Here is a 17,315-nt window from a genome sequence, read left to right on the forward strand (position 1 = left end):
GCACACACCACACGACACACTGCCGCTCCGTCTGCCGGACCGGTGGCCGGACGGTGAGATAGCCGACGACGGGCCGGCGCCCGGCGGCGAGGGGGAACGGGGCGGCTCCACGCCCCACGGAGGGCGGCGCCGGCACGCCGCGGGTAAACGGGGCGGCGAGGGTGGGGGCGACGGGGGAGGCAAGGGCGGGGGACTGCAACGCTCCTCGCTCCTGATGGCGCTGGGGACCATGGTCTCCCGCGCCACGGGGCTGATCCGGCAGGTGCTCCAGGCGGCCGCGCTCGGCACCGGCCTGCTCGCCACGACGTACAACACCGCCAACATGGTCCCGATGAGCATCTACACCCTGCTGATCGGCGGCGCGCTGAACTCGGTGCTGGTGCCGCAGCTGGTACGTGCCAGGAGCGAGCACGCGGACGGCGGCCGGGCCCACGAACAGCGCCTGGTCACCCTCGTACTGAGCGTGCTGGCGGTGGGCACGGTGCTCTCCGTCTGGGCCGCGCCGCAGATCGTCGCCCTCTACACACCGGACACGCCAGGCCACCACGCCGCCTTCGAGCTCACCGTGGTCTTCGCCCGCTTCCTGCTGCCGCAGATCTTCTTCTACGGCCTGTTCTTCGTCCTCGGCCAAGTCCTCAACGCCCGCGGCAAGTTCGGCGCGATGATGTGGACGCCGGTCCTCAACAACATCGTGCTGATCACGATGTTCGGGATCTACCTCGGACTGCTGGCCGGGCCCGACCGCGTCGAGGACATCACCCCCGGCCAGATCGACCTCCTGGGCTTTGTCACCACCGGTGGCATCGCCGTGCAGGGCCTCGCCCTGATCCCCTTCGTCCGCGCCGCCGGTTTCCGCTTCCGGCCGCGCTTCGACTGGCGCGGCACCGGGCTGCGCAAGAGCCTCTCGGCCGCCCGCTGGACCCTGCTGTTCGTGCTCGCCAACCTGGCCGCGATGGTCGTCGTCACGCACTACGCCGGCGCGGCCGACCAGCAACTCCCCACCGCGGGCGTCGGAGTCACCGCCTACGGCTTCGCCCAGCTCATCTGGACGCTGCCGCAGTCGATCATCACTGTCTCGCTGGTGACGGCGCTGCTGCCCCGGATGAGCCGCGCGGTCGCCGGTCACCGTCTGGACGAGCTGCGCGGTGACCTCTCCGGTGCGCTGCGCATCAGCGGCGTCGTCATCGTCCCGGCCGCCTTCTTCTTCCTGGCCCTCGGCCCGCAGACCGCCCAGCTCCTGTTGGCGCACGGCGCCGTGGACGCCGCCTCGGCCGCGCCCACCGGGCACATGCTCCAGGCCTTCGGGCTCGGCCTGATCCCGTACTCCGCCCAGTACCTGCTGCTGCGCGGCTTCTACGCCTTCGAGGACACCCGTACGCCGTTCTGGGTGGCCGTCTGGATCGCCGCCGTCAACATCGCCCTGGCCACCGCATGCCATCTGCTGCTGCCCGCCCGGTGGGCCGTCACCGGAATGGCCGCCGCCTACGCCGTCGCCTACGGCATCGGGCTGCTGATCACCGCGCTGCTGCTGCGCCGGCGCCTTTCCGGACGCCTCGACGGCCGACGCCTGTGCCGCACCTACGGCAAGCTGGCCGCATCCGCCGCCGCGGCCGCAGCGGTCGGCTGGCTCGCGGCCCGAGCCTCTTCCGATGTGCCCGTCGCCGCGGGCTGGAGCCCCACCCTGGCGCTGGTCGCCGGCGGCCTCAGCATGGCCCTGATCTTCCTGGGCCTGGCCCGCGCCCTGAAGATCGGTGAGCTGCGCAGCCTGCCCGGTCTGCGGTGACCGGGCAGGCGGACTCCCTCACACGGCGCGCGAGCGGGGCCAGGACGCCTGTGCGGCGGCCGTGAGCCAGCCGATGACGGCACCCACCGTGGTCTCGCCCAGACTCGCGATCTCCGCAAGGGCGGCCAGCTCCCCGTCCGCCGGAGCGACTCCTGCCGCGGCCAAGGCGGCCTGGAGGTCCAGCCACCGGCGATCGGGCATCGCCACCGGCCCCTGCCGCTGCTCCTCGGGACGCGGGGGAGCGGGCAGGTGGGACGGCCGCGGCGGCTCGAAGAGCAGCCGGTCCTCCGGGCGGGGCGGCGGGAGGAAGGGGTGGGCGGGGCAGGCGGACGGGTGCGGCGGTTCCTGCGGGTGTGCGGGCGCGCCGAGGCGCTCCTCGGGGCGCGGGGGAGCGAGCGCATATTCCGGCGTCGCACCGTACGGCGGGGGAGTGGGGCGGTAAGCCGACATGGGGCCTCCACAACTCGCGGTCCGAAGGGTTCAGGAATTCGGCGAAGACTGTGTCACTGCTTCGGAAGCCGTACGGTGCCCGTTCGGTTGCGGGTGAGGCATGGGTTCACCCGATGGGCCCAAAGGGCATCGGCGCGCTCGCCGGCGTTGCCGGGGCGTCGCTTCCGCCGCCATCCGCTGTGGCGCTCTTCGCCGGTAGGGGCCCCACCGCATCCGTGAGCGGCTGTTCTCCCGGGCGCGCGAGCCGAAAGCGACGCGGACGCAGCACTTCTGACGAGGTATCGACGAGCCATAGCGGTGCGGCGTTTTCGGGGGAATTCGGTGATTGCCACGGGGTGGACACATAACTCTTCCCTGATGTTCACACGGTGGTGATTACCGCGGTGGAAAGCTGCCTGCGGCCGTATTCCCAACGGCCGGTGCCGGTCGTGCCCCACATTTTCGCGACTCGGCGCCACAATTCGGGGAGAGGACACCCTTCGTGGACCACATACGCGTGACGCGTCGCGCCCGTACCGCGCTGGCCATCGCCGCCGGAACGGCATTGACGGCAGTAGCGGTTCAGATCCCGGCACAGGCAACGGCCACGCCGGCCGCACACCACGGTGCCACTGCCGCGTCCATCAACCGGCATTCCTCCATATCCGTCGGCGCATATGACGACACGTACTACAAAGACGCCGAGGGCAAGACCGGCCAGGCGCTCAAGGATTCGCTGCACCGGATCATCAGCAGCACCCAGACCGGAAAGCTGACGTATTCCCAGGTCTGGGACGCCCTCAAGGACACCGACCAGGACCCGGCCAACAGCGCGAACGTCATTCTGCTGTACACCGGCCGTTCGCAGAGCAAGACCGCCAACGGAAGCAATCCCGACGAGTGGAATCGCGAGCACGTCTGGGCGAAGTCCCACGGCGATTTCGGTACCGACACCGGTCCCGGCACCGACATCCACCATCTGCGCCCGGCGGATGTGTCCGTCAACAGCACCCGCGGCAACAAGGACTTCGACAACGGCGGTACGGAGGTCGGCGAGGCGCCGGGCAACTACACCGACGACGACTCCTTCGAGCCCCGTGACGAGGTCAAGGGCGATGTCGCCCGCATGATCCTCTATATGGCCGTCCGCTACGACGGTGGCGACGGCTTCCCCGACCTGGAGCCCAATGACCAGGTCGGCAACGGCTCCCAGCCGCACATCGGACGGCTCTCCGTCCTGAAGCAGTGGAGCAAGGAGGACCCGCCCAACGCCTTCGAGCAGCACCGCAACCAGGTGATCTTCGACAAGTACCAGCACAACCGGAACCCGTTCATCGACCACCCGGAGTGGGTCGACGCGATCTGGTAGACCGCGTCCGCCCGGCCGGGCCGGGGCCGGCGGTGTTCCGTCGGCCCCGGCGTGGCGCGGGCAGCAGTGGGGCGCCCGCGCATCGGATGGCGTAGGCCAACCAGCGCCCGGCCGAGGTCGTTTTTAGCGTGGGCCACATGTCGAGCGCGAGTTGGGCCTCCGTCAGAGTCGTTACCGCAGCCACCGTTTGTGCCGTGAGCCTGCTGGCCGTTCCCGGCCCGGCAGCCGCCGATGGCCCCCATGGCGTCGACGACCTGCGGCCCGGCGCGCACGTGGCCGATCAGGGCGATGCCAACAGCCGGCTGGACGGGCGTGGAGTGCAGTTCCTGCCTCGGCGGGACGTGCCGGAGCCACCGGATGTCACCGCGCTGTCCTGGATGGTGACGGACATGGCGAGCGGGAAGGTCCTGGCGGCCAAGGACGCCCACCGGCCGCTGCCGCCCGCCAGCACCCTCAAGGCGCTGTTCGCCGTGACGGTGCTGCCGAGGTTCTCCCAGGAGGAGGTACACACCGTCTCGCTCCGGGACCTGGCCGGTATCGAGGCGGGCAGCTCGCTCGCCGGCCTCAAGGAGGACCTCCCCTATCGCGTCGCGGATCTATGGCACGGCGTCTTCCTCCGCTCGGGCAGCGATGCGGTGCACACCCTGGCCGGCATGAACGGCGGCTGGGACAAGACCATCGACGACATGCAGGCGACGGCGCGCCGCCTCGGCGCCCGGGACACCACGGTGGCGTCCGCCGACGGGTTCGACACACCGGGTCAGTTCTCGTCCGCGTACGACCTGACGCTCTTCGGGCGGGCCGGCCTGACCGACCCCGACTTCGCCTACTTCGCCTCGACGAAACAGGCGGAGCTGCCGGAGGACGGCGGCTCGGACGCGTTCGGGATCCAGAACACCAACCGGCTGCTGGTCGGCTCACACGGCGTCAGACCGTACAAAGGCCTCATCGGGGTGAAGAACGGCTACACGACCCACGCCGGCAACACGCTGATCGCCGCCGCGCGGCGCGACGGCCGGACGCTGCTGGTCACCGTCATGAACCCGCAGTCCGGCAGCCGGAACGCCGTCTACGAGGAGACGCGCAGCCTGCTGGACTGGGGCTTCGAGGCGGCTCCGCGGGCCGCGGCGGTCGGCATGCTGCCCGTCATGGCGCCCGGCGACAGCGGCGACGAGCCGCAGCGGGTCGTCCGCCGGTCACAGCCCGTCACGCCGCTGCACCGGGCCGCGGTCGCGGCGCAGACGGATGCCGACGCGCATGCGCGGTACCGGTGGTTCCTCTACGCCGCAGGAGCCGTCGGGGTCATCGCCCTGGCCGGGCTCGGCACCGGTCTGTGGTGGCGCCGTCGCAAACCGGCCGGAAGCCGGGACGGGGAGCCCGACTGAGTCCGTGCCCCGCATCGCCGGCGTCGTACATCCATCCGATCGGTCAGGGATACGGAGGACGCACGATGCCCTCGCCCGGTGAAGGGCGACGCGTCCGTCACGGTTGTGCGGCCCGCCGGGCGTTGCTCGGTGTAGCGTCCTGATCAGCTGTCGTGGTTCCGAAGTGCCGGACGCCCGTGTCGCATTCACGGGCGTCCTTGCTGTGTAGCGCGTCTCCGGACCAGGGCGATCACCTCCGGCTTCCGCAGCACGCGCAAGCCGCTTCGAGCCCCTTGAACGAAGGAGACGGAAATGGCGTCCGGCACGGTGAAGTGGTTCAACTCGGAGAAGGGCTTCGGCTTTATCGCACAGGACGGCGGCGGCGCCGACGTCTTCGCGCACTACTCGAACATCGACGCCACGGGCTTCCGCGAGCTCCAGGAGGGCCAGAAGGTGACCTTCGAGGTCACTCAGGGTCACAAGGGCCCGCAGGCGGAGAAGATCCGGCTGGCGTAGGTCCCGGACTCGCGGTCGGCGTCCGTTCCCGGCCCCGGGGGCGGGCGCCGAGGCGGTTACCGGGGCGCCGCCTCACCCGGACGGCCGCAGGCGGCGGCAAAGGGCCGCCGGCCCTCGCGGGCGGGCGGGCCTCCGCCGAAGGGGAGCCGCCGGCTCAGGGCTGCGGCGGCCGGTCCTGGCCCTGTCCGCCGCCGAACTGGTCCCGCATCTTCTCCTGGCCCGTGTCGACCTGGCCCTTGTACTTGCCCTGGGTCTTGTCGTCGACCATGTCGCCGGTCTTTTCGATGCCCTTGTCCGCCTGGCTTTCGTGGCCCTTCAGCATGCTCTTGATCTTGTCCATCATGGACATGAGTCGTCCTCCTCACCACGGTCCCCCCACGAGTCCAGCATCACCCCCACTCAGGTGATCTGCATCTGCGCGCCGGGGACACCGCCGGGACGCACCCGGCGGCCGTGGCGCACGGTTCAGGAGGCGCTCGGTACGGGTGCCTTCATCCGGTCGCTGATGAACTTGATCGAACCGGCGGCCATGCCCTTCTGGTAGTCCCAGGCGTTGTGCCGGCCGTCGGGGATCATCTGGAGGGCGGTGTGGATCGGGCCCTTGCCGTAGGTCCGGCGGAACTGCTGTATGGGGGCCTTGACGGCGGTGGACTCCCTGGTGCCGGCCTGGAAGGCGAGGTAGACGTCCGGACCGCCCTTTTGCAGCAGCTGCTGGGCGAGCTTCGCCGGAGTGTTGGCGTCCCGCTCCGCCCGGTGCCCCGCCCACAGCGGCGAATCCGGCGCCATGTCCGGGCCGCTGGCTATCGCCGCCTTGAATTTATCCGGGTGCTTCAGCACCGACTTCAGTCCGGCGAAGCCGCCCGAGGACGAGCCCATGAAGGCCCAGCCGTCGCGCGACTTGAACGTACGGAAATTGGCCTTGGCCAGCTGGACCACGTCCTCCGTCAGCCAGGTCCCCATCTTCTGCTGCCCGGGTATGTCGCTGGCGTCGTGATAGCGGGTGTCCGGGTTGAGCATCGGCATCACCACGATGAACGGCAGGCTCTTGCCCTCCGCGGTCCACCGGGTGAGGTTCTCCTGGAGCTCGATATCGCCGCCGACCCAGTAATTCGTGACCCCGCCGGCCTCCTTCGGGCTGCCCAGGCCACCCGGCAGGGCTATCAGCACCGGAAATCCGCTTTTGGCGTATTTCGGGTCGCGGTATTCCTTCGGGGCCCAGACCCAGACGCTTCCGGTGACGCCGGATTTCGGGCCGTGCAGCGTCGCCCGCGCTATATGGGTGCCGTCGTCCAGGGTCCGGGTGATGCGGAAGTCGCTCCTGGGGCCGGTCGGCATGAGGGTGTCGTCGTCGACGGGCTTGGCCCGCGCGGCGCCGTCATTCTTGGCGCCGGCGTTGAAGTCGACCGGGTTTCCGGTCTCCGAGCAGCCGGTGAGCAGTGCGCAGGCGGCGAGGAGGGTGGCCGCGAGCGCGACGGCGTAAGGGCGTTTCAAGGGGGACTCCGCGACTGGGTGATCAAGTGCAAGTGCCCATATAGAGGTAAAAGCGGTGTCGGAGGTTCCCTTGCCGTGAGCCGGTCCTGAGGGACTTCGCTCACTCGTGTGGAGCAACGCCTCGCCGGCGGTTTCCGCCGGGCGGCCGGTGGCTCGCTCGACGGGCACGGTCGTGCGGTCCGGCCGAGAATGCAGCGGTGAGCGATGAACACCGCAGTGCCGAGGACGCCGCGCCGCGCGGCATGCCGTGTGACGAGGAACGACGGCTCGCCAGGAAGGCGCTGGCAGGCCATGCGCGCGACGCGGACGATCTGTCGTTGTTGACGGACATGCTGGGCCTGGACCCGAGCCGCGATCCGGACCATGAGGCGCCGTACGGCCATCGGCCCGGCCGAGGCCGGGCGGCCGGGCGCGGCACCGGGCGCGAGCGGCGGCACGAGCTGCGCCGGGACACCTGCCGCGACGCCCGGTCGCCCTCGGACGGCCCCGGGGCGTAGGCCGGCCCCGGCGCCGCCCGCCGTCCCCCGTCCGGCCGCTACCGGCTGCCCGCCCGGGGCAGCCGCACGGTCACGATCTGGAAGGGGCGGAGCCGCATCCGGATCGTGTTCCCCTGCCGGTCGAGCACCGGACCGTCCTCGGCCGGGCGCTCCAGCAGGTCGGTGGCGAGGGCGTCGGCCGGCTCGAAGGCCGTGGTCAAGGTGACGGCGGCCCGCCCGCCGTACGCCTCATGGAGACGGACGACCACATCGCCGCTCGCATCGTCGGCCAGCTTCACCGCGGTGACCACCACGGCGTCGTTGTCGACCGTGACCAGGGGCGCGACCGCCGCGGCACCGCTGATCCGGCGCTCGGGCAGATTGATGCGATGGCCCTCGCGCACCGCGTCGCCGATGGTGGCGCCGGGGACGAGCGCATAGCGGAAGCGGTGCAGGCCCTGGTCGGTTTCCGGGTCGGGGAACCGCGGGGCCCGCAGCAGGGAGAGCCGGACGGTCGTGGTGGTGCCACGGTCGCCGTCCTCCCGGACGGTACGGGTGACGTCATGGCCGTATGTCGCGTCATTGACCAGGGCCACGCCCCAGCCCGGCTCCTCGAGCTGGACGAACCGGTGCGCGCAGGCCTCGAACTTGGCCGCCTCCCAGCTGGTGTTGGTGTGGGTGGGCCGGTACAGATGCCCGAACTGGGTCTCCGCCGCGTAGCGTTCGGCGTGCAGGTCCAGTGGGAACGCGGCCTTGAGGAACTTCTCGGTCTCGTGCCAGTCGACCTCGGTGTCGATGTCCAGCCGCCGCTGCCCGCGCGCCAGTGTCAGCGACTGCACCACGCGGGAGCCGCCGAAGGTACGGCTGACACGGACCGTCGCGGCCTCCCCGGACACCTCGTCGAGCACGACCTCGTCCGCATCCGTCAGATCGGTGACGACATTGCGGTAGAAGGCGTCCACGTCCCAGGCGTCCCACATGTTGGGGAAGTCCGGGTGGATCTGGAGCAGATTCGCCGCCCCGCCCGGCGCGACGGCCTCGCGTGCGGCCGCCCGGTCGTAGGCGGACACCACCAGACCGCGGTCGTCGATCTCGATCCGCAGCAGACCGTTGGTGAGCGTGAATCCGCCGCCCTCGCGCGGCACGGCCGCCACCTCGGACCCCTCGCTCACCGAGGGGGCCACGGCCCCGGCCGCGACCCCGCCGCGGGCGTGCGGCGCGGAGTTCACCACCAGCTCCGCGTCCCCCCGGCCGGCCAGCGCCGCCAGTGCGGCCGCGACGATGCCCTCCAGCTCGGCGGCGACCGCCGCATAGGTCTCCGCCGCCTCGCGATGGACCCAGGCGATGGAGGAACCGGGCAGGATGTCATGGAACTGGTGGAGCAGCACCGTCTTCCACAGGCGGTCCAACGCCGCGTAGGGGTAGGGGTGTTGGGCCAGCACCGCCGCCGTGGCCGACCAGAGTTCGGCCTCCCGCAGCAGCTGTTCGCTGCGCCGGTTGCCGCGTTTGGTCTTCGCCTGGCTGGTGAGGGTCGCGCGATGCAGCTCCAGATAGAGCTCGCCCACCCACACCGGCGCCTGGGGGTACTCCGCCTCCGCCTTCGCGAAGAAGTCCGCGGGCCGCTCCCACTCCACCGTCGCCGAGCCGTCCAGATCACGCAGTCTGCGGGCCTTGGCGATCATCTCGCGGGTGGTGCCGCCACCCCCGTCGCCCCAGCCGGTCGGCGCGAGCGAGTGCCGCGCCACCCCCTTGTCCTTGAAGTTCCGTGCCGCATGGGCGATTTCACTGCCCGCCATCTGGCAGTTGTAGGTGTCCACCGGCGGGAAGTGGGTGAAGATCCGGGTGCCGTCGATGCCCTCCCAGCGGAAGGTGTGGTGCGGAAAGGCATTGATCTGGCTCCAGGAGATCTTCTGCGTCAGCAGCCATTTCGCCCCCGCCGCCTTGATGATCTGCGGCAGTCCCGCGGCGAAACCGAAGGTGTCCGGCAGCCACGCCTCCTCGTTCTCGACGCCGAACTCCTCCAGGAAGAACCGCTTGCCGTGCACGAACTGCCGGGCCATCGCCTCCGACCCGGGCATATTGGTGTCCGACTCCACCCACATACCGCCCGCCGGTACGAACCGCCCCTCCGCGACCGCCTTCTTGACCTTGGCGTAGACCTCGGGCCGGTGCTCCTTGATCCAGGCGTACTGCTGCGCCTGCGACATGGCGAACACGAACTCCGGCTCGTCCTCCAGCAGCGCCGTCATGTTCGACGCCGTACGGGCCACCTTCCGTACCGTCTCGCGCAGCGGCCACAGCCACGCCGAGTCGATATGCGCATGCCCCACCGCGCTGATGCGGTGCGCGGAGGCCCCGGCCGGCGCCGCCAGCGCGGTACGCAGTTCCGCACGGGCCGCCCGCGCCGTCCCGTTCACATCCTGAAGATCCACCGCGTCCAGCGCCCGTCCCACCGACCGCAGCAGCTCCCAGCGCCGCGGGCTGTCCACCGCAAGCTCGGCCATGAGCTCACCCAGCACCTCAAGATCCTGGATCAGCTCCCACACCTCGGTGTCGAACACCGCCAGGTCCATCCGCGCGAGCCGGTACTGCGGCTCGCTCCCCGCCGTCTCCTGGTCGCCCAACTGCGTGGGCCGGAACGGGTGAACATCGAGGATGACGGGATTGGACGCGGCCTCCAGGTGCCATTCGACGTGTTCCCCGCCGCGCACCGGCGCGCCCACCCGCACCCACTGGTTCCGCGGATTGATCGCCTTGACCGGGGTGCCGTCGGGCAGATGGACCAGCGCCTCGCACTGGAAGCCCGGCATCCGCTCGTCGAAGCCCAGGTCGAGCACCGCCTCCACGGTGCGTCCTGCCCAGGCCCGCGGCACCTCACCACGGACCTTGAACCATGTCGTACCCCAGGGGGCGCCCCAGGCGTCACCCACCGCCACCGGCGTATGGGCGGCGGCCAGTCCCTCGGCCACCGGCACCGTTCCCCGAGCTCTCGACTCCGTGCGAGCAGCGGAGCCCCCTGTTCCCGGTGCGACCCAGGCCGCGACGTCCAGGGGAACCGATTCCGGATACAGCGCGGGCCGGATGCGCTCGTCCAGGACGCGCTTGAGGCGGGCTTCGATCAGTGCGCGATCGTCATGCATGGAGGGGGCTCCGTAGCGTTGAGGGGTGGTGACGGCGGCAAGGAAATCCGGTGGCCGTCGGTACTTACCAGGGGAGTTGGGTCCTCGACGGCTGCGAGACGGTGAACAGTTCGTGCACGGCGCGTACTTCGAGCCGGGCGGCCGGCTCGTTCCGGGCCCGCCGCAGGCCCGGTACGTAGAAGGCCGTACCGCAGGTGCCGCCGAGGAACTCCCGTGTCCCGTCCGGGAAGCGGCGGTACAGCTCGTAGTGGCGCACCGGGCCCGGGGCGCGGCGCCAGTTCAGCCGCACCGCGGTCGCCCCGTCCGCGGTGGCGGTACCCGTGACCTTCAGCCCGGTGGGCGCGGCCGGGGACCCGGTGGCGTCGCGGATCGCGAGCGCCCCCAGCCGCCAGGCCGCCGCGGCGCCCCCGCGGCCGGTCAGCCGCACCCCGAGGGCATGAAGGGTCCCCGGGCCGAGGGAGCCGAGACGCAGGGAGGTGGTGCGCCAGCCGCTGCCCGGTGCGAGGGTCCCGGCCGGCAGGAAGGAGTACGGGGCGGGTTCGCCCGGCGACGGCGCGTCCCGCAGTGCCACGGCCACCTCGACGGTCACCGGCCCCGAGGCCGGGTCGAGGCGGTGGGTGAGGTCCAGCACGGTGGCGGGGCCGGCCGGCAGCCGTGCCGGGAACAGCTCCAGCGTGGCGGGCGCGTCGAGGGCGCCCCGCACCAGCAGGCTGCTGCCACCGCGCCACGCGTCGGCGAAGTCCAGGGACACCTCCGGGCGTTGCCCCGCGGCCCGCACCGCCCAGCGCCTCGGCGGCAGCCGGTCCTGGAGGCCTAGGTGGTTCCAGGAGCTGGCGGAGGTGACCGCACCGCCCTCGTACCAGCGCAGACCATGACCGGTGTTGAAGGTGGTGGCGAAGGGCAGTGCGGTGAGCGTCGAGCGGTCCGCGACGGCGGCGGCCGGTGCGCGCCAGCCGCCGGTGCCGCCGGGCCGGGTCGGATCCAGGCCCTCACCGGACCAGAACCGGTCGTCCGCGGCGTGGAACTGTCCGGGTGTGCGCTCCGCAGGCAGATGGTGAAGGGTCCACTCGGGACGGTAGAAGCCGTACGAGACGACATGATCGCGCCCGCCGGGGATGATCGCGTCCCAGTCCGTGCCGCTGTCCCACCCCGCCGACTCGACATCCACCCCGGCCCACAACTCGTAGCGGCTGCGCCCCAGTTGCTCCGCCAGCCGCCCCGAGTCCGCCAACCGCCCGGCGCTCCACCGGAAGTCCACGAACATCGAGTCGGCGACCGGACCGGCACCGTCCTGGAAGAACGGCTGGTTCAGCTCGTCGAGCGCACCCTGCCAGCCGACCTGGCCGGTCCTGTTCATCGCGTCGTACCAGGTGATCCGCAGACCGTGCCCGGAGCCCGCGGCGCGCAGTGCTCGCAGGAAGGCCTGCATATCGGCGGCCAGTGCGGCGTCACCGCCACCGGTCTCCGCGTTGAGGAACCAGCCGTCGAAGCCGTACGCCGTCGCGACCTGCACCAGCTTCGCGGCGAGCGGGAAGTGCCCGGCCGCGTCCTTCTGCACCAGGTCTCGGGTCCAGCGCAGCTGTCCGCCGTAGGCGACCGGCGGCAGGAAGACCGTGCCCAGCACCGGGACGCCGTGACGGTGTGCGGCATCGACGACCGGTGCGTTCGGCGCCAGGATCAGGCCCTCGCCGGACGAGCCGCCCCAGAAGACCAGCTCATCGAGGTAGGCCCAGTGGGTGGGCGCGTAGTAGTCCGCGGTCGACGAGCCCTGCGACGGGTTGCCCGCGGTGTGGTCGAAGGCCGCGAGCGCGCTGATCCGGGCCTGGCTCGCGCGGGCCGTGGCGTTCGCCGGAACCGGGGTGAAGCGCTCGGCCAGCGGCACGGTCGCCGTGTTGAACGCCAGATCCCGGTCGTTCCCCGGAGTCCAGGCCTTGAGGCTGCGCCAGGTGATGCCGTCCCCGGGCGTGCCCGACGGCAGCGAGTCGGGGAACCAGTACGAGGCATACGGTTGCAGGGAGTCCGCGGCGCCGGCCCGGGGCCGGCCGGCCGCCGCCGCGGTGCCGCCCCCGAGGGAGGGACCGAGCAGGGCGGCCGCGGAGCCCGCCCCGGCCAGCAGTACCCGGCGGCGGGACACGGGAGAGGGGTACCGGTTCATGAGGTGCTCCTCCGGTGGGGGAAGGATGACGACGGCCGGCGCGGCGACCGGACGACCTCGTCGGGTGTGCAGACCTCGGTGATGCCGCGGGACGTCAAATGTGCGCTGTCGGAGGCGAGTTCGGCCAGTACGAGAGCCGGGCGGACGCCTTGGGCCGTGAGTTCGGCCCAGGCCTCGAAGACCGGGCCGCCGGGCGCGCACACCGAGCGGCGGGGCGCGGCGTCGCCCCCGCCGACGTCGACGGCCAGCGCGGTGGTGCGTACCGGCGGACGGTGCGTACGGCCGCGCCGGTCCGCGACCAGCGCCGCGATCGCCCGCCCCGCGGGCTTGACCCTGCGGTCGCTGTCGAGCAGTCCCAGCCCGTACTCCAGCTCGGGGAAGTCCGCCAGCGACCGCGACACATCGTGTGAACACCACCAGGTGACGCCCCAGACGTCCGGGCAGTCCAGCGCGTTGACGACGGTGGCCTCGGTGAACCGTGCCGCCCCCGCCTCGGGGATGTGCGGTGCGGGCGCGCCGACCTCCTGGAGCCACACGGGGCGGTGCGGGTCCCTCGCCCAGGCCTTGGACAGCTCGATGAGATAGGCGGCGTGCTGCTCGGTGGCGGTGCCGGTGGGGCCGTGCCGCTGTGCGGTGCCGTTGAACACCCAGGAGTGCACGGCCGTGACGGCGCCCAGCCGGGCCGCCTGGGCGGGGGTGAAGGGATGGCCGTCCTGGTACCAGGCGGCGTCGTACGCGGCGTGCAGATGCATCCGTCCGGGCGCGCCGCGCTCGCAGGCCGCGAGCATCCGCTCCAGCCAGGCCGTGGCCTGCGCGTCGGTGATCCGGTCGGGGTCCGGGTGCGGGCGGTCCGAGAACTGGTTGATCTCGTTGCCGAGCGTCATCCCGAGGAAGTGGGGCCGGTCGGCGAGCGCGGCCGCCAGGGTCCGCAGGTACTCCTCCTGGCCGGCGCACACCTCGGGGTCGGTGAAGAGGTTGCGGCGGTGCCAGGTCCGGGTCCAGGCGGGCAGGAAGTCGAAGCTCGACAGATGTCCCTGTAGCCCGTCGACATTGACGTCGAGGCCGCGCTCGGCCGCGGCGTCCGCCAGCTGCACCAGCTGTTCCACGGCGCGCGGCCGGATCAGGGTGCGGTTGGGCTGGAACAGCGGCCACAGCGGGAAGACCCGGATGTGGTCCAGGCCGAGGGCGGCGAGGGAGTCGAGGTCGGCGCGTACGGAATCCAGGTCGAAGTCCAGCCAGTGGTGGAACCAGCCGTGGGTGGGCGTGTAGTTGGCGCCGAAGCGGGGCGGGGAGCCCTGGCCGGGCGTGGTGCCGGCGCGGAAGCGCGCCGGGCTGCGGGTGGTGTGCGGCACGGGCAGGGAGCTTCCTGTGAGGGGGAGCGGGAAAGGGCGTATGCGGGGCCGGTCGACGGTTCAGCCCTTGACGGCGCCCTCGCCGACGCCGCGGAAGAAGGAGCGTTGCAGACAGGCGAACAGCACGATCAGCGGGAGCACGGCGATGACGGTGCCGGCCGCGACCAGCCGCTGGTTGTCGGCGAAGGTGCCGTGCAGAAAGTTCAGGCCGATGGTCAGGGTGAACTTCGACTGGTCGCTCAGCACGATCAGCGGCCACAGGAAGTCGTCCCAGGCCCCCATGAAGGCGAAGATCGCGACCACCGCGAGGGTGCCCCTGACCGAGGGCAGCGCGATCCGCACGAAACGCTGCCAGGCGTTGGCGCCGTCGACATACGCGGCCTCCTCGACCTCGTACGGCAGACCGGCGAAGGCATTGCGCATCAGCAGCACGTTCATCGCCCCGATGCAGCCGGGCAGCACCACCCCGAGCAGGGTGTTGTTGAGCTGAAGCTCCCGCATCGTCACAAACTGAGCGATCATGATGCTCTCGACCGGCACCAGCATCGCCATGATGAAGACGACCAGTGCGGCCTTCCGGCCCTTGAAGCGCATCCGGGCCAGTGCGTAGCCCGCGAGGGCCGCGCCCGCGCAGTTGGTGAGCACATTGGCGACGGCGACCTGGAGGGAGTTCAGCGCGAAGTCCCAGACGGGGATGATCTTTGCGACCCCGGCGTAGTTGCCGAGCGTGGCCTCGTGCGGGATCAGGCTCGGCGGATAGCGGTAGATGTCCTCGCCGGCGCCCTTGAGGGAGGTGGACAGCTGCCACAGGAACGGTCCTACGGTCAGTGCCAGCACGGCGAGCAGCAGCAGATAGCGGAGCAGCAGCTGCCACCGCGGAATCCGCCGCTCGGCACGCTCCCAACCGGCCCGGCGGTCCGGCTCCCGGCGGTCCTCCTGCCGGCCGAGGGCGCTCATCGCTCCTCCTTGCGGTTGGCGCGCAGCACCAGCAGCATCAGTCCGAGCGTGAGGACGAAGACCACGACGGACAGCGCGGAGGCATAGCCGACCCGTCCGCTGAGGCCGGTGCCGGCCTGCTGGACGAGCATCACCAACGTGGTGTCCTCGCCGCCGGGTCCGCCCGTCGGACCGGCCATCAGATAGACCTCGGAGAACACCTTGAACGCCCCCACCGAGGAGAGCGCGGCCACCAGCACCATCGTGGAGCGCACCGCGGGCACCGTGACGGTCAGGAAGCGGCGCACCGCCCCCGCACCGTCGACCGCGCACGCCTCGTGCAGCTCCCTGGGGACGTTGGCCAGCGCCGCCAGATAAATGATCATGTAGTAGCCGAGGCCCTTCCAGACCGTGACCGCCATCGCGCTGAGCAGCAGCAGCCACGGATCGCTGAGGAAGCCGACCCTGCCGAAGCCCAGCGCCTCCAGCAGCGCGTTGATCAGCCCCCGGTCGTCCAGCAGCCACACCCAGATCAGACCGACGACCACGACGGAAGCGACCACCGGGGTGTAGAACGCGGCCCGGAAGAAGGTGATCCCGGGGATCTGCCGCTGTACCAGCATCGCCAGCAGCAGCGGCAGGAGCACCAGGAGCGGTACGACCCCGAGGACGTACAGCAGGCTGTTGCGCAGCCCCGTCCAGAACATGGCGTCATGGATCAGTTCCCGGTAATTGGCGCCGCCGACGAACTGCCCCGCGGTGAGGGTGCGCGCGTCGGTGAAGGAATGGGCCACCGTGCTCAGGAACGGATACAGACTGAATGCGGCGACGATCAGCAGCCCGGGAGCCAGAAACAGCCAGGGACCGAACGGCAGATGCGTACGGATGCCGTGAGGGGAGCGCCGCGGTGCGGGGTGTTGCGGGGGAGCGGAGGCCGGTGAAAGGACAGCCATGGCATCCCGGCCGGGTGGTTTCGTTCCGGTCTTCACGAAGCGCCTCGGTCTCAGCCGGTCTTGAGCAGGCGATTGCACTCGGCGACCGCGCCGTCCAGCGCCGCCTCGGGAGACTGCTTGCCCTGTACGGCCTTGGCGACCGCATTGCGCAGCACGGTTTTCATCTGGTCGCTGAGCAGCACCGGGGTGTAATTCACCGCGGTCTTCAGCGATTTGGCGGAGGCCACTCGCACCCGGGTCGCATCGGTGCCGTCCTCCTTGGTGAAGTACGGGTCGTCCAGCGAGCCCTTGGTGCTGGGGAAGATGGTGACCTGCTGGGCGAAGGCCATCTGGTTCTTCTTGTCGGTGACGAAGTGCGCGAACGCGACGGCCGCCGGCTTGACCTTGCTCTGCGCATTCACCATCAGGCCCTGGACGTACATATTGGCCTTGCCGGTGTTGTTGGCCGCGTCCGTGATGCCGATGTGCCGGTAGAGGCTCGGCGCCTCCTTCTTGAAGTTCTCCAGATCGAGCGCGCTTCCCGGATTCATGGCCACGGACTGCTGCTGGAACTTCCGCCCGGCGGACTCGGCCTGCGCGGTGAGCGCCTGTGAGTCCAGCGCCCCGGCCGCATAGAGCTCCTTGTAGTGCCGCAACAGCTCGACGCCCTTGGGCTCGTTGAAGGTGAACTCCGTTCCCTGCGTGTTCATCAGCCGCACGCCATAGCGCCCGAAGTCCTCGGTCGACGGGGTGCCCGCGAGCATCGCTATCCTTCGGCCGCTCTTCCGCGCCATCGACACCGCGTCCTTGAACAGCTGGTCGTAGGACGTCGGTGGCTTCTCCGGATCGAGCCCGGCCTTGGCGAAGAGCTCCTTGTTGTAGAACATCGGCCCGGTGTTCAGATACCAGGGGAAGGCATAGACACCCGGCATCCCCGGCATCCGGTGGCTGCGCCACGCCCCGTCGAGATACTCGCCGCGGTATTTTCCGGCCGCCTTTTCCAGATCCAGCGCGAGCCCGGCCTTGGCCAGCGGATAGGCGAGATCCGGCGACACATTGACGACATCGGGCAGCGTGCCGCCCGCGGCGTCCGCGCTCAGCTTCTGCGGATATCCCTCGGCGGGCTGGTCCACCCATTTCACCTTGGCGTCCGGATATTTCTTCTCGAAGTCCGCGATGACCCCGTCGAAGTATTTTTTGAAATTTGCCTTGAGATTCCAGGTCTGGAAGGTGATCTGGCCCTCGACCTTGCCTGAGGCGCTGTCCGAACCGCCGGATCCCCCCGAGGGCCCGCATGCGGTCAAGGCGAGCGCCGAGGTGACCAGGACCGCGGTCGCGGCGGCTGCTCGACGGGATATACGCATGGCTGGTG

General features: G+C 70.7%; 14 protein-coding genes. 5 read left to right on the forward strand and 9 right to left on the reverse strand.

Annotation, left to right across the window (positions count from 1 at the left end; genetic code table 11):
- Positions 1-214: 214 nt before the first annotated feature.
- Entirely contained in the window at positions 215-1,783 is a 1,569-nt protein-coding gene (gene murJ / locus M8I34_RS28315) for a murein biosynthesis integral membrane protein MurJ (protein ID WP_250054048.1), read from the forward strand.
- An 18-nt stretch (positions 1,784-1,801) separates the two neighbouring features.
- On the opposite strand, the gene M8I34_RS28320 is transcribed toward murJ, so the two are convergent.
- Positions 1,802-2,233, reverse strand: a complete 432-nt coding sequence (locus M8I34_RS28320; RefSeq protein ID WP_250053966.1) for a hypothetical protein — start codon at positions 2,231-2,233, stop codon at positions 1,802-1,804.
- 481 nt (positions 2,234-2,714) lie between these two features.
- On the opposite strand from M8I34_RS28320, the gene M8I34_RS28325 reads away from it, so the two are divergent.
- The 3 genes from M8I34_RS28325 to M8I34_RS28335 all read left to right on the forward strand — a co-directional run bounded on the left by M8I34_RS28325 (position 2,715) and on the right by M8I34_RS28335 (position 5,461).
- Positions 2,715-3,581, forward strand: coding sequence for an endonuclease I family protein (locus tag M8I34_RS28325; protein ID WP_250053968.1), 867 nt, complete (start codon positions 2,715-2,717; stop codon positions 3,579-3,581).
- A gap of 137 nt (positions 3,582-3,718) precedes the next feature.
- Complete coding sequence (locus M8I34_RS28330; protein ID WP_374211003.1) at positions 3,719-4,966, forward strand: D-alanyl-D-alanine carboxypeptidase family protein; 1,248 nt, start codon at positions 3,719-3,721, stop codon at positions 4,964-4,966.
- A gap of 291 nt (positions 4,967-5,257) precedes the next feature.
- Positions 5,258-5,461, forward strand: coding sequence for a cold-shock protein (locus M8I34_RS28335; RefSeq protein ID WP_006601696.1), 204 nt, complete (start codon positions 5,258-5,260; stop codon positions 5,459-5,461).
- 154 nt (positions 5,462-5,615) lie between these two features.
- Here the strand turns inward: M8I34_RS28335 and M8I34_RS28340 are convergent, their stop codons facing one another.
- Entirely contained in the window at positions 5,616-5,810 is a 195-nt protein-coding gene (locus M8I34_RS28340; protein WP_030984996.1) for an antitoxin, read from the reverse strand.
- Positions 5,811-5,926: 116 nt separating this feature from the next.
- Positions 5,927-6,952 carry an esterase family protein gene (locus M8I34_RS28345; RefSeq protein WP_250053970.1) on the reverse strand — a complete coding sequence of 342 codons (1,026 nt, stop codon included), beginning with the start codon at positions 6,950-6,952 and terminating at the stop codon, positions 5,927-5,929.
- Between the two features lie 197 nt (positions 6,953-7,149).
- Here M8I34_RS28345 and M8I34_RS28350 point away from each other — a divergent pair, with 197 nt between their 5' ends.
- Positions 7,150-7,449, forward strand: a complete 300-nt coding sequence (locus M8I34_RS28350) for a hypothetical protein (protein WP_244417325.1) — start codon at positions 7,150-7,152, stop codon at positions 7,447-7,449.
- 38 nt (positions 7,450-7,487) lie between these two features.
- Here M8I34_RS28350 and M8I34_RS28355 read toward each other — a convergent pair whose 3' ends face one another.
- The 6 genes from M8I34_RS28355 to M8I34_RS28380 all read right to left on the reverse strand — a co-directional run bounded on the left by M8I34_RS28355 (position 7,488) and on the right by M8I34_RS28380 (position 17,307).
- Positions 7,488-10,568 carry a glycoside hydrolase family 38 C-terminal domain-containing protein gene (locus M8I34_RS28355; protein ID WP_250053972.1) on the reverse strand — a complete coding sequence of 1,027 codons (3,081 nt, stop codon included), beginning with the start codon at positions 10,566-10,568 and terminating at the stop codon, positions 7,488-7,490.
- 64 nt (positions 10,569-10,632) lie between these two features.
- Positions 10,633-12,723, reverse strand: a complete 2,091-nt coding sequence (locus M8I34_RS28360) for an endo-beta-N-acetylglucosaminidase (protein WP_250053974.1) — start codon at positions 12,721-12,723, stop codon at positions 10,633-10,635.
- The gene (locus tag M8I34_RS28365) at positions 12,720-14,075 is read right to left on the reverse strand and encodes a glycosyl hydrolase (protein ID WP_374211004.1); all 1,356 of its coding nucleotides are present in this window, start codon (positions 14,073-14,075) and stop codon (positions 12,720-12,722) included. The genes M8I34_RS28360 and M8I34_RS28365 overlap by 4 nt, the downstream gene beginning before the upstream one ends.
- Before the next feature lie 60 nt (positions 14,076-14,135).
- Entirely contained in the window at positions 14,136-15,032 is an 897-nt protein-coding gene (locus tag M8I34_RS28370; RefSeq protein ID WP_250053976.1) for a carbohydrate ABC transporter permease, read from the reverse strand.
- Positions 15,029-15,964 carry a carbohydrate ABC transporter permease gene (locus tag M8I34_RS28375; protein WP_250053978.1) on the reverse strand — a complete coding sequence of 312 codons (936 nt, stop codon included), beginning with the start codon at positions 15,962-15,964 and terminating at the stop codon, positions 15,029-15,031. Before M8I34_RS28375 ends, M8I34_RS28370 begins: the two co-directional genes overlap by 4 nt.
- A gap of 50 nt (positions 15,965-16,014) precedes the next feature.
- Complete coding sequence (locus M8I34_RS28380) at positions 16,015-17,307, reverse strand: ABC transporter substrate-binding protein (protein ID WP_250053980.1); 1,293 nt, start codon at positions 17,305-17,307, stop codon at positions 16,015-16,017.
- Between the last annotated feature and the right edge of the window lie 8 nt (positions 17,308-17,315).

The organism is Streptomyces sp. MCA2 (genome assembly GCF_023544705.1).
GTDB lineage: Bacteria > Actinomycetota > Actinomycetes > Streptomycetales > Streptomycetaceae > Streptomyces > Streptomyces decoyicus.

Excerpts from the sequence above, each read along its gene's own strand:
- murJ (WP_250054048.1), top strand. The coding sequence starts at position 215 with ATGGCGCTGGGGACCATGGTCTCCCGCGCCACGGGGCTGATCCGGCAG.
- M8I34_RS28320 (WP_250053966.1), bottom strand. The coding sequence starts at position 2,233 with ATGTCGGCTTACCGCCCCACTCCCCCGCCGTACGGTGCGACGCCGGAA.
- M8I34_RS28330 (WP_374211003.1), top strand. The coding sequence starts at position 3,719 with ATGTCGAGCGCGAGTTGGGCCTCCGTCAGAGTCGTTACCGCAGCCACC.
- M8I34_RS28335 (WP_006601696.1), top strand. The coding sequence starts at position 5,258 with ATGGCGTCCGGCACGGTGAAGTGGTTCAACTCGGAGAAGGGCTTCGGC.
- M8I34_RS28340 (WP_030984996.1), bottom strand. The coding sequence starts at position 5,810 with ATGTCCATGATGGACAAGATCAAGAGCATGCTGAAGGGCCACGAAAGC.
- M8I34_RS28355 (WP_250053972.1), bottom strand. The coding sequence starts at position 10,568 with ATGCATGACGATCGCGCACTGATCGAAGCCCGCCTCAAGCGCGTCCTG.
- M8I34_RS28360 (WP_250053974.1), bottom strand. The coding sequence starts at position 12,723 with ATGAACCGGTACCCCTCTCCCGTGTCCCGCCGCCGGGTACTGCTGGCC.
- M8I34_RS28370 (WP_250053976.1), bottom strand. The coding sequence starts at position 15,032 with ATGAGCGCCCTCGGCCGGCAGGAGGACCGCCGGGAGCCGGACCGCCGG.
- M8I34_RS28375 (WP_250053978.1), bottom strand. The coding sequence starts at position 15,964 with ATGGCTGTCCTTTCACCGGCCTCCGCTCCCCCGCAACACCCCGCACCG.
- M8I34_RS28380 (WP_250053980.1), bottom strand. The coding sequence starts at position 17,307 with ATGCGTATATCCCGTCGAGCAGCCGCCGCGACCGCGGTCCTGGTCACC.